Annotated in this window: 10 protein-coding genes; 8 read left to right on the forward strand and 2 right to left on the reverse strand. The window is 62.2% G+C overall.

Features of this window, described 5'->3' with window-relative positions:
- Positions 1–523 precede the first annotated feature (523 nt).
- Positions 524–1,660: an NADH:flavin oxidoreductase gene (locus ACFU5V_RS40150; protein WP_378706610.1), complete on the forward strand. Its 1,137-nt coding sequence runs from the start codon at positions 524–526 to the stop codon at positions 1,658–1,660.
- Between the two features lie 213 nt (positions 1,661–1,873).
- Here ACFU5V_RS40150 and ACFU5V_RS40155 read toward each other — a convergent pair whose 3' ends face one another.
- A complete protein-coding gene (locus ACFU5V_RS40155; protein ID WP_378706612.1) occupies positions 1,874–2,071 on the reverse strand; it encodes a hypothetical protein in 198 nt (65 codons plus the stop codon).
- A 198-nt stretch (positions 2,072–2,269) separates the two neighbouring features.
- On the opposite strand from ACFU5V_RS40155, the gene ACFU5V_RS40160 reads away from it, so the two are divergent.
- The 7 genes from ACFU5V_RS40160 to ACFU5V_RS40190 all read left to right on the forward strand — a co-directional run bounded on the left by ACFU5V_RS40160 (position 2,270) and on the right by ACFU5V_RS40190 (position 10,199).
- Positions 2,270–2,968: an aspartate/glutamate racemase family protein gene (locus ACFU5V_RS40160; protein ID WP_378706614.1), complete on the forward strand. Its 699-nt coding sequence runs from the start codon at positions 2,270–2,272 to the stop codon at positions 2,966–2,968.
- Positions 2,968–3,555 (forward strand): amino acid synthesis family protein, encoded by a 588-nt coding sequence (locus tag ACFU5V_RS40165; protein ID WP_378706616.1) that lies wholly within the window; start codon positions 2,968–2,970, stop codon positions 3,553–3,555. Before ACFU5V_RS40160 ends, ACFU5V_RS40165 begins: the two co-directional genes overlap by 1 nt.
- A 47-nt stretch (positions 3,556–3,602) precedes the next feature.
- A complete protein-coding gene (locus tag ACFU5V_RS40170) occupies positions 3,603–4,751 on the forward strand; it encodes an amidohydrolase family protein (protein ID WP_378706618.1) in 1,149 nt (382 codons plus the stop codon).
- Between the two features lie 41 nt (positions 4,752–4,792).
- Positions 4,793–6,397, forward strand: coding sequence for a GMC family oxidoreductase (locus tag ACFU5V_RS40175; protein ID WP_378706620.1), 1,605 nt, complete (start codon positions 4,793–4,795; stop codon positions 6,395–6,397).
- A gap of 28 nt (positions 6,398–6,425) precedes the next feature.
- Positions 6,426–6,887 carry a hypothetical protein gene (locus tag ACFU5V_RS40180; protein WP_378706622.1) on the forward strand — a complete coding sequence of 154 codons (462 nt, stop codon included), beginning with the start codon at positions 6,426–6,428 and terminating at the stop codon, positions 6,885–6,887.
- A 57-nt stretch (positions 6,888–6,944) separates the two neighbouring features.
- Positions 6,945–8,351 (forward strand): NAD-dependent succinate-semialdehyde dehydrogenase, encoded by a 1,407-nt coding sequence (locus ACFU5V_RS40185; protein WP_378706624.1) that lies wholly within the window; start codon positions 6,945–6,947, stop codon positions 8,349–8,351.
- Positions 8,352–8,516: 165 nt separating this feature from the next.
- Positions 8,517–10,199: a purine-cytosine permease family protein gene (locus ACFU5V_RS40190; protein ID WP_378706626.1), complete on the forward strand. Its 1,683-nt coding sequence runs from the start codon at positions 8,517–8,519 to the stop codon at positions 10,197–10,199.
- Positions 10,200–11,649: 1,450 nt separating this feature from the next.
- Here ACFU5V_RS40190 and ACFU5V_RS40195 read toward each other — a convergent pair.
- A complete protein-coding gene (locus tag ACFU5V_RS40195; RefSeq protein ID WP_378706628.1) occupies positions 11,650–12,348 on the reverse strand; it encodes a hypothetical protein in 699 nt (232 codons plus the stop codon).
- Positions 12,349–12,373: the final 25 nt, after the last annotated feature.

Consider the following 12,373-nt stretch of genomic DNA (forward strand, 5'->3'; position numbering starts at 1 on the left):
ACACCGATCGGGCATGGCCTGGAACGAAGCGGTGGCCCGGTTCCATGGAATCTGTCCCGAACCCCGGTCCTTCGACTCCGCGAGTCGACCCTTCGAGAACATCGAGGGCGATCACCACAGTCAAATAGCGCAGATACCAGATATCTACGCCCTTCGCCAGATACTGGCCTCGTCCTGAAGCAGGTGAGGTACTGCCCGGCGGTCGGGCGAGGTAGGGATCCCGATCTGGGTTCGGCAGGGATCTAAATGAACTCAGGATGATTGGCATCACAACCGCTCAAAGTTGGCCGGGGACGGGAATACGGGCCACGGAAAGTGGCGTTGACGCGCTCAGTGCTCGGCGATTCGATCGGTCGGTGCGGATCCTGGTCGGCGCAGGGAAAGGACACACGACCGACGCGGCCCGACCGACGCCGCGGGCCGGTTGGAGTCGGCCGCCTGTCGGCCGCTTTCGGCCTGAGCGCATCGACGTTCACCGTCACCCACCAGTCCGCCGTATCGACAGAAAGCAAACAGAAGTCACATGTCCGCTCGCACTCTCGATGCCCACTCCGCACTGTTCGGTTCGACCGAGATCGCCAAGGTCTTGCTCGGCAATCGGATCGCGCTGGCCCCGATGACCCGGGTCAGCGCGACCGCCGACGGCGATCCCACCGACCAAGTCGGCGACTACTATCGGGTCTTCGCCGAGGGCGGATTCGGTCTACTGATCACCGAAGGCCTCTATATCGACCAGCAGGCGAGCCAGGGCTACCTGTTCCAGCCCGGCATCGCCACCGAGGCCCACGCGAAGGCCTGGGCCCCGATCATCGCCCGGATCCACGAGACGGGTGCGAAAGTCTTCGCCCAGCTCATGCACGCCGGAAGCCAGTCCCAGGCGAATCCATTCACTGACGTCACCCTCGCCCCCTCGGCGGTACGCCCCAAGGGCGAACAGTTGGCCATGTATCGCGGCTCGGGTCCGTATCGCGAGCCCACCGCCATGACCACCACCGACATCACCGCGGCCCGTCGTGCATTCGTCTCTGCCGCGCGCCTCGCCCGCGACGCCGGCTTCGACGGCGTCGAGATTCACGGTGCCAACGGCTACCTGCTCGACGAGTTCCTCACCGACTACATGAACATCCGCACCGACGAGTACGGCGGATCGGTCGCCAACCGGGTCCGCCTCGCCGCCGAGGTCTGCGCCGACGTAGTCGACGCGGTCGGCGACGACATTGCCGTCGGTATCCGGATCTCCCAGGGCAAGGTCTCCGACTACGCGCACCGGTGGGCTGGCGCAGACGAGGATGCCGCAGTGATCTTCCAGACCCTGGGCCGCACCGGCATCGACTTCATCCACACCACCGAGTACAAGGCTCTGGCGCCCGCGTTCGGAGAGGCCGGCAAGTCCCTCGCCGAACTGGCCACCGAGCACGGCCGGGTGCCGGTCATCGTCAACGGCAACCTTGACGATCCGGATGACGCGGCCGGACTCGTCGAATCCGGTGTCGCCGACATCGTCGCGCTGGGCAAGCCCGCCCTCGCCAACCGGAACTGGCCGCAGCGGGTGCGCGACGGCCAACCGCTCGCCAGCGATCTCCCTGCCGACATTCTCGGCCCGCTCGCGACAATCAAGGACTGGGAAACCAAAACACGACGCGAAAAGGGAGGGCTCTGACCGCCAGCGCCTGCCTACTCAGGCTCGCAGCACTTCGAACACGCGCGCCGGGACGAGGCGCCTACTGTCGTCGGCGCACGCAGATGGCGCTCTCGATGAGTTCGGCCCGCTCCACCTGCAGTTGCATCCCAGCCATCAGCGGGCAGAGCCCCCTGGCATCGACAAGCCTCTGAGCGCGAGCCGAGGCCTTTGCGGACGAAGAATCGGCCCGTTCTACTCGGGCTCCAGCGGTGCGGCAACGCTGAGAGCTACCACGCGAAGATGAAGAAGACCGCCACACGATGTTGTCGGGGTTTCCTTGCCCGCGTCGGCGACCCGCCCGGTGTGGCCACGGATCGCGGTGGACCGGACCGCCATCGAGATGTCGCGGACGATGACGGCCGGATCCGAGGAGCTCGCGCGAGCGGACACCCTCGCCATCTCTCACCACGTCAAGATCATGGGCTTCGCAGTCTGCTGCCATGATCGTCGGAACCCAGCGTGCCCTCCGCTCACCTATCCCACACCTCACCATTGACATTCCAGCAACATGTTGCCAATATATTTGTGTAGGAAATGTGACGCTGGTCATCGCTCCGATGGCACATTTCCTCTCGAAAGGACTCTTGTATGCGCAATTCATCGTCCCGTGTGGGACTGCTGGTTCCCTCGTCGAACACGACGATGGAGATTGATTTGGCCCGCGCCCTCACTCCATATGCGACCGTCCACGTCGCGAGGATGCACCTCGCCGACTGCGATGCCGCCGCAGAGAACCGAATGCTCGACCACCACGTCGAGCCTGCAGTTCGAGACCTCGCCAGCGCCCGGCCCGATGTGGTTGTTTTCGGCTGTACCAGCGCGGGCGCATTGCGCGGCAATGACTTCGACGCCAAACTTTGCCGAGAGATCGGCCTCAAGACCGATGCAATACCGGTCAGCACGCTGCAGGCTGCGCAGATTGCAATTGCGGCCACAGGCGGGACCCGGGTCGCGGTCGTCACCCCCTATCCCGACGAGCTGACGAATCGAGTTGCAGGCAGCCTGATCAACGCAGGCTTGTCAGTTCCATCGACCGGAAGCATGGGGTTGCTGGACAACTTTGCGATTGCTGCAGTGACTACCCCCGAGATCGTCGACTTCACGGTACGAAGCGTGGGCGAGACCGAGATCGACACCGTGTTTCTTTCATGCACCAATCTTGCGGCCTCCCAGGCCGCCTCTCAGATCGAGGATGCGCTCGGCGTCCCGGTAGTAACCAGCAACCGGGCGGTAGTCGCGTCGGTGCTATCCGCTCTCGAAATCCACCCTGAAGTACGAGGAGAATAGTGTCGAACGCAGTATTGACCATCCGGAAGGTCTGGAGTCAGGTCGAAGAGATCCGAACGGTGTCATTATCCGAGGACGACCGCGGGCCCCTGCGCAAGGTTGCCATGTGCGCTGTCGTGAACAACCCGTTCGCCGGACGAGGCTATGTAGAAGATCTCTCTTCTGTCGTGACTGCCTCGGGCGACGTGGCGGCGTATCTAGGCGCCGAGGCAGCTCGACTTCTCGGCGAGCCCGTCGAAAGCTACGGGAAGGGGGGTATCGCCGGAACCGCGGGCGAGCAGGAGCATGTCAACGCGGCCCTGACATCGGTGTTCGGCGACGCGTTCCGCAACGAGATCGGCGGCGGCGATGCGTGGATCACGTCGGTGACGAAGGTCGCTGCACCGGGATCGTCGATCGACGTGCCGCTCGCCTACAAAGACGATGTCTGGGTGCGCAGTCACTACGACGCCTTTACGGTGACGATTCCCGACGGCCCGATGCCCGACGAGTTGGTCATTATCGCCGTGGTGGCGAACCGGGGACGCATCAATGCACGTCTGGGTGGAATGTCTCTCGCCGAAGCTCGAGAAAAGGCGACGGCGTGAGCGCGCGGTTGGCGGTGACCGGCGCAGGAGCGGTCCTATCCGGGGACATGACGATTCCGGTCCTGGACGGGGTCGATACCGTGTTGTGTGAGGACGGCATCATCACTGCGATCGGCCGTGCGGAGGATCTTCGCGCCCTGATTGACGATTCCGATGTCGTGTTGGATGCGGTGGGAAGTACGGTCGCACCCGGGTTGATCGACTCGCACTGTCACGTCGTGCTCGGTGACTACACTCCCCGGCAGAAGACCGTGGACTTCCTCGCAAGTTACGTGCACGGCGGGATCACGAGCGTGGTCTCGCCTGGCGAGATTCATGCGCCGGGCAGGCCGCATAGTGCCATCGGTGTCAAGGCCCTCGCAATTGCTGCCAAGACTTGTTTCGACAATTTCCGCCCCGGCGGGATGCGCGTGCACGCCGGTGCAGTGGTCCTCGAACCGACGCTTACCCGTGAGGATTTCGCAGATCTTCAACGGGCGGGCGTCCATTTGGCGAAGTTCGGGTTCGGCCTGTATAAGGATCCCGCAGACGGCGTCGATCAGGTTCGGTGGGCGCAGGAACATGGAATCACAGTCATGTGCCATTCCGGCGGTGCGAGCATCCCGGGCAGTCAGCCAATCACTCCTGACCATCTCATGAAGCTGGCACCCGATGTGTGCGGGCATGTCAACGGCGGACCGACCGCCCTGAGTGTCGATGGTGTTGACGCGATCATGGATCGCACCGATATGGCGTTGCAGCTGGTTCAGGCCGGAAACCTCATGTCGTCGATACGAATCATTCGACGCGCCCTGGACTCCGGCCAATTTCACCGAATTGTTATCGGCTCCGACACACCCACCGGTACCGGTGTCATGCCGCTCGGAGTCATGAAGACCGTCGCCGAACTTTCCTCCCTCGCGGGCCTCGATCCGGCATTGGTCTGGGCGGGTGCCACCGGAAACAACGCGCGCACCTGGGGTCTTCCTTCCGGGTTTCTCCGTGAGGGTGCCGTGGCCGACATCGTGGTCATGGACGCGCCCTGGGGATCGACGGCCGACACGGCCCTCGGTGCCCTCGCCGTCGGCGACATCCCTGGGATCAGTGCCGTGATCACGGACGGCACCGTTCGCGCGCTCAAGAGCCGGAACACGCCGCGTGCCGCGCGACTGGCATCTGCCAACCCGCCGCAAGCACACCTTGACGTCGGCCACTGATGATGATCCCCCAACTGCAACGACCTTGAAAGGAGTCGACCATGGATGAAGCAGACGTACTGATCATTGGAGCCGGGGCTTCCGGCGGCGTCGCTGCAGGCGCGCTCGTCGAAGCAGGTTTCGATGTGGTGTGCCTCGAGCAGGGGGAATGGCCCACACCGTCGGACTACCCGGCCAATCGGTCCACCTATGAACTCGAAGCACGCAAGCAATGGTCGGCCAGCCCCAACCTTCGCGGTGCCACCACCGACTACCCGATCAACGAATCGTCGTCCGACATATCTCCACTGATGTACTCCGGAGTCGGTGGAAGCATGGTCTTGTACGCCGCAGACTGGCCCCGTCTTCTTCCGTCCGACTTTCGAGTCCGCACACTTGACGACGTGGCGGACGACTGGCCGTTGCGTTATGCCGATCTCCAGCCGTTCTATGACAGGACAGATCGCGCGTTCGGAGTCTCCGGAGTCGGTGGGGACCCCGCCTACCCCGATGGAGACGAACCGCCTCTGCCTCCGCTGCCCATCGGAGAAATCGGTCTCAGAATGGCCCGGGCGCAGGACAAATTGGGGTGGCACTGGTGGCCGGCACCACAGGCCGTGCTTTCTGCCAACTATGGCGGTAGACGCGCCTGTGTTCAGTACGGTTCGTGCATGTACGGGTGCCCTGAGGGCGCCAAAGCGTCCACCGACGTCACTCACTGGCCCTCCGCGGTCGAACGCGGCGCGCGGTTGATCACCGGTGCTCGCGTTTCTCGCATTCTCGTCTCTAAGAAGGGTCTGGCCACCGGAGCCGAGTACGTGCGTCCGGACGGCTCTTGGCACACCATCAAGGCGAAGGTTGTCGTCATGGCCGCAAATGCCATCGGCACATCCCGCATCCTGCTGAACTCCGCCAGTCCTCGCCATCCTGACGGATTGGCGAACTCGAGCGGACTGGTGGGCAAGCGGTTGATGATGCACCCATATGCAAACGTTATGGGCTACTTCAGCGACGACATGCACAGCTGGAACGGACATGTAGGCGGCAAGATCTCGAGTTTCGAGTTCTACGAGACCGACACCGATCGCGGCTTCGTGCGAGGTGCGAAGTGGGGCGTAACGCCAACCGGAGGCCCTCTACAAGCTGCGATACCCACTCGGGCAGGGCACGCTGTCTGGGGACCAGAGCATCACGAGCAAGTTCGAAAGCATCTGGGCCGCACCATCAACTGGAACATCTATGGGGAGGATCTGCCGGACGAAGCCAATCGGGTCACCATCGATTCGGCGTTGACCGACTCGTCCGGGATCCCCGCACCGAAGATCGACTACACGGTCAGCGACAATTCGCGCCAACTGCTCGACTTCAATATCGACCGTGCGACCGAGTCACTTCGCACCGCCGGAGCCTATGAAGTGGTCGCAGAGCCTCTGATGCGCTATTCCGGTTGGCACCTACTGGGAACGGCTCGCATGGGCGAGGATGCGCAATCTTCCGTGGTGGATGGTTACGGACGTTCACACGACATTCCCAACCTTTACATCGTGGATGGCAGTGTCTTCGTCACCTCGGGTGGAGTCAATCCGACCAGCACGATTGCGGCCCTCGCCCTGCGGTCAGTAGAGCATCTGATCGCAACCCGCCGTCACCAACAGATACCGATCTGATGACCGCCGATACGGAGAAGGAGGAAAGATGGACATCGCATTGACACCGACATGCGCGGCGGGTCCGCCGGTCGAAGACTTGGCGAGGAGTTGGCTGGCCGATATCTGTGATCTGCTCATTCCGGCCGGCAGCGCCTGCGGTCGTGAGATGCCCTCAGCTAGCGCGATGGGTGTCGCCAAAGGACAGCTCGATATCGTTGCCCGGGCACGCCCGGATCTGATGCGGCACCTCGTTCGCGCTGCGACCCTGACCGAAGGGATGTCGCCTGAGTCAGCCCTCGAGGAACTGAACGCCAGCGATCCCGTTGCCTACCAGTCGGTCTGTCTCGTCGTCGCGGGTGGCTACTACACACACAGCACGGTCCGCTCACTCCTCGGATACACCGGGCAGGAGCCGAAGCCGGTGCGCGTGGACCAGCTGCCCGAGTACATCGAGGAGGGATTGCTCGAACGCGTCATCGAACGCGGTGGCCGCTTCCGCCACGTGTAATCGTTGTTAGACACCCATTGTCGACCGCTGTTCGACAACAGTCCTTGGAGAAAAACCATGACCCCGATCATCCGCACATTCAATCCGGCCACAGCGGCGGAGCTCGCGCAGTACGAGACGTTCACTGCTTCCCAGGTCGATGGGGCCATCGCTGACACTCACGCCGCCACAGCGATCTGGTCGGCGCGTCCAATTGCAGAGCGTTGCACGACAATGGCGCAGCTGGCTCAGGTACTGCGTAGCGGGCGAGAAGAGTTTGCCCGACTGATCACCTCGGAGATGGGCAAACCTCTTGCCGAAGCCCTCGCTGAGGTGGACAAATGTGCACTGAACTGTGATTACTACATCGAGTCCGGTCCCGCCTTCCTCGAACCCGAGCATGTCCCGACCTCTGCCGAATCCAGCTTCGTCACATATGAGCCTCTCGGCGTGATCTACGCGGTCATGCCGTGGAACTTCCCGTTCTGGCAGCTCTTCCGGTTCGCGGTCCCTGCCATGCTTGCCGGCAACGGTGTGTTGCTCAAGCATTCGCCCAACGTAACCGGATGCGCGGTGGCAATCGAGAAGATCATCGTGGATGCCGGATTCCCCTCGGGACTGCTCCGCACCCTGATCATCGACGATTCCGACATCTCTGAAGTCACCGACACGGTGATGACCGACCCACGCGTAGCTGCAGCGACGCTGACCGGCAGCACTCGTGCGGGCGGATCGGTCGCGGCCGCTGCAGGCCGTGCCCTGAAGAAGAGCGTCCTCGAGTTGGGCGGCTCGGATCCGTTCATCGTCCTGGCCGACGCAGATCTCGAATCTGCGGCCAAAGCAGCAGCAGCATCACGTTTTTTGTGCACAGGACAGGTGTGCATCGCTGCCAAGCGAATCATCGTCCATGCCAAAGTGGCGGACCGTTTCCAGGAGCTTTTCGTCAAGGCGGTGGAGAATCTGAACGTCGGCGACCCGCTGGCAGAAGGTACGACGACCGGCCCGATGGCTCGCCCCGACCTTCTCGACGCCATCGACCGGCAGGTCCGCGACTCGGTTCGCTCAGGCGCGAAGGTTCTTGTCGGCGGCCACCGCCGCGAGGGCGAGGGATGGTTCTATGAACCCACCGTCCTCACCGAGATCGACCGCACCATGCCGGTATTCGCCGAGGAAACATTCGGGCCGGTAGCAGTGCTGATCTCCGCCCAAACCGACGATGAGGCCATCGCCATTGCGAACGACACCGAGTACGGTCTTGCCGCCAGCGTCTGGAGCCAGGACCGTGACCGAGCCTTGGCGCTGGGCAGAAAGATCGTTACCGGATGCCTGTTCGTGAACGCGTCTGTGGATTCGGACCCGCGTATCCCCTTCGGCGGCATCAAACGCAGTGGCTACGGACGTGAACTCGGCAGATCTGGAATCCGGGAGTTCACGAACCTCCAAACCGTCTGGATTGCACCGACGCCCACCGGCGCACAGCAATAGCCCGTGCACTGCTCTACCCATCCGCTAGTGAAGGCAACTGCGCTCGATCTTGGCCGCGCCAAGGCCCGCTGAGCCGCTGCATAACCGCCTTCTGAAGATCGAAAACGGCAATGGCACAGAGTGTGGTTGCCCTCAATCTGTGGTTCCTATTCCTCCCGCTGCCGAATGGGCGGCACCGAACTATTAGAAGGTGTCATGTGCGATTCACCTATCTCATCAGCCGGACATGCGGCGACCGCCGGCGGACTGCCGACCCTTGTAACACGTGGTGACGACGATCCGCGGGTGGTCGCCGATGCCGCCGTCGACGACTACTCCCTGCACGCCGTCCCGGATACGTGGCGACTGAATCGCGTGCAGATCGCTTTTGCTTGGTCTGCGCTGCTCGCGGCGCTGTTCTGGGTCGTGCTTTCGGCAACCGGTGCGATGCTCGTCGGCGCGGAGCAAGCGCTTATCGGCATGGCGGCCGCAGTGGTTTGTCACGGAGTCATCAATTTCTACCTGCAGAAGGCCGCCGCGGAAACGGGACTGACGCTGGCACTCTTTTCGCGAAATCTCTTCGGGCACATCGGGGCGGCAGTTGCATCACTCGTCTTCGGGATCACTGCGACGTTCTTTGCCATCTTCGAGGGATCCGTCCTGGCCGTCGCCTTCCACACCTACATCGGCGGCAGCCTCTATCTGTGGTATGCCGTCGTTGCGGTCTTCTGTGTGGCGATCTGTCTCGGTGGTGTTCGAGTGTGGCTGGAGAAGTTGAACGCTTGGCTGCTTCCGGTGTTTCTCTTGGGGCTGATTGGAGCGCTGGTCTGGTCCATCGTCGAATACGGCTACCACTCCGAGTGGATTCACAGCGAGGCTTCGGCACCGGTCGACATCGTCGGACCGGGTTGGCTCTACGTGTTCGTGCTCTACATGGGCGCTTTCTCGAATATGTTCTTCACATTCGACTTCGCCAGAATGGGCAAGAAGAAGGATGTGCGCTACAACGGTCATGTCACCTTCGGGTGGGTCTTTTACATCCTGGCTTTTCTGGGCGTCGGCGGGATCGGCATCTACCTCTCGCAGACGATTCCAGTCGATGGTGTGAGCGAAGTCGGAGTCGTCTCGGGCATCGTGAAGATGATGGGTTTTTGGGGACTGATCTACATCTTTGCGACCCAAACCAAGATTCAGACAGCGAACCTCTACCTCGGGTCGAGTAACTTCCAGAGCTTCTTCTCACGCATCTTCCGGCTGCACCTTCCGCGCACCTTCTGGCTGCTCGTCGTCGGTGTGATCATGGTGGCAGTCATGTACGCCGACGTTTTCAGCTTCCTGACCGAGTGGCTCGCCTACCAAGGTGCGCTCCTCGTTGCATGGACCGCGGTGGCGATCGTTCAGATTGCGCACAATTCGCGCGGCGATGGCAAGCGATTCGAGTTTAGGCCGGGGCGGATCCCCTCGGTCAATCCTGGCGGACTCGGTGCGTGGGCGGCCGGATCGATTGTGGGTATTGGTCTTCTCGCGACCGATTCCGCGTTCTCACTCACATTCGCATTGATCGTGACGTACGTTGTGTCCACGGTTGCCTACGCGGGCGCGTTGTTCTTCGCTCGCGACAATTGGTTCCGACTCGCAAGACCGCATGACCCGCTCGACGAGGTCTCCTCTCCTTGGGATACACGCGTTCAGTGCCACGTCTGCGACAAGTACTACGTGGCAGTCGAGATGGACCGGGATCCCGAACATGGACACCGCGCGATCTGCGCAGAATGCGCAGCCGGCCAAAGCTTCCTCAGAGCGGCTCGTGCCGAGGCGGCGGGCGTTCGGCAGCCCACGACACCGTCCCGGCGGAGCAGCGCGCAATAGTAGTACTGGCGCGGAAGAAGGATGATCTTGTGCAGGGAATTCAAATGTACAAGAATCCTTTTCGGCAACGCTCGCCAAAGGCAATCGACTTAGATGATTCTCCGCACTTTCGGTACAGGCATCCGTGTGGCGGTGCGGCGTGTCGGCGTGGCGCAGAGCGGCGAACCTCCGGTGGAGGTGCTTGTCGAGAGAGGGCACATCCACCGGGGGTTCCACGGTTCGGCTCTAGTGCGGCGCGAGCTACGTAAATTGAGCCGGGATGGGCACCACAGGCGTCCTCCACGAAGCCCACACTGCGGCTTCGGCGTCCAGAACTTTCGAGGGGCTTCCACAGTCCCGCTTAGAGGTGTGAAGTCCAATGAACTCTCGTGAGTATCGTCATATGCGCCAGCGCCGTCATGTCGCTTGGCTTGGAGCCAACCGCACACGCACTCATCCTGACATCGAGGCGCAGCGCCTCATCGAGTTCGCCAGGACGTGGACACCGTACGGGGGCGCCCCCGACGGGGAAATACTCGTGCACTTCGGAATGACAAGGCGGCGGTTCACCGAGCGATTGTGGCAAGTCATAGCCGAGTCGAACTGTACCGAAAACGAAGAAGGCCAGCTGGCGAGCGTGTACCCTTTGCGCCGGCGAAACCCTCCCCCCACTCCCTGGGCCCAACCGATCCGATACGGGGCGCTATCGACATAGTTGACGATCCGACAGGTCTCAAAGACTTCCGAGTGACATCGGGCATGCACACCCAGGTGGGAAGAGATGTGGAATAGCCTCGACGACAATGATGTACTCGACTTTGCGCTCCTCTGGGATCCGCTCGGAGGGCACGCCCCGGAAAACGTTGAATCCGCCTTCTCCATCGGGATGATCGAGTACAACCACAGGCTCCGCGATGCTGCGAGGTCCCAATTGGCCCGACTTCGGCATGGGACGGCCTCGCCGGAGCATGTCTATAAGCGGTCGGTAATTGCAGTGCTCGCGCACGCAACTCCTCCGGGAGCGTGACCTGATCTCGCCATAGCTCGTCGGTGACAACCTCGACCGTCAAACTTTTTGCCCCACGCTACCGACAGCCCGCCTAGCGGGTGTACTCGATGCCGACGGTGGCGAAGGTCGCGCATCGCGAGAATAGGGCGGCCTATTTGGCACCACGCGTTTACCAGTTCCCGGCGTGTGGCAGCACGGCGAGTCGGACACGGCGTCAACCGATCGGATTGCGGTGTTGACAGGATAGGCGGAAGCGCCTAATCCGGAAGTCACGAGGGAGGGTGTCATCGGGCCGTCCTGGGTTGCAGGTGCGGCGGCAGCGACGATGCGTGAGGGGCGCGGTGGATCCGTCCTCCGCGTCAGGGTGTATCACACAGACGGTCGGCTGCTGATGGTGAGGAACTCCCCAATCGGGGCGCGCCGGCGGTGACGACTGCCGTGCACGCCCCCGGTCGGCGACGATTACACCCTTTCGGTTACTGCTTTCTCTACTGCACGGATCACCGCGAGGTTGCTGGTCAATACCTCTACGCCGGTTACCGTTTCAATTCGCTGAGCAGCTTCGATTGCGCGAACGTTGGTGCACGAGATGAATAGCATTGCGGGGTTGGTCCGCCGGATCAGGGCGATCGCACGATTGGCGATCTCCGAAGGAGTGGGCTCGGCGAGGCCGTGGTTGTCGGTGATTCCCAGTCCTTCGATCTCGACGACGTCGACACCTGCAGCCTCGACGCTCGACTTGATTTTGACATTGAGTTCGTCGACGTAAGGGGTGAGGACGGCTACCTTCTGATGGCCAGATTCGGCGAGGGCGCTGGCGGCCGCGTCGATGGTGCTGATGGTGGTCGCACCGGTCTGTGCTTGGATGCGGGCGCAGAGTTGGCGGTCGTAGTCTGGACCGCGCAGTGCACCTGCGCTCGTGCAGCCGAAGACCATCACGTCAGGTTTGAGGGTGGCGAGGTCCTCTACAGCTCGATCGAGGTATTCGTCCAGCATCGCGCTTTCGCCGCCGTCGGTGGTCTCGACGAGGTACATACGGGCGGAATGCACGCTGGCGATGTCCTTCAGGCCGCGCTGGAGGTCTTGTTCCATGATGGTGTTCGATGAGGGGACAAGCAGGCCGAGTCGCTTGCGATCGACTGTTCCGTCAACAACGATCATTGTTCATTCCTTTGTTCATATCGGG

The organism is Rhodococcus sp. NPDC057529, from assembly GCF_042802055.1.
GTDB lineage: Bacteria > Actinomycetota > Actinomycetes > Mycobacteriales > Mycobacteriaceae > Rhodococcus_F.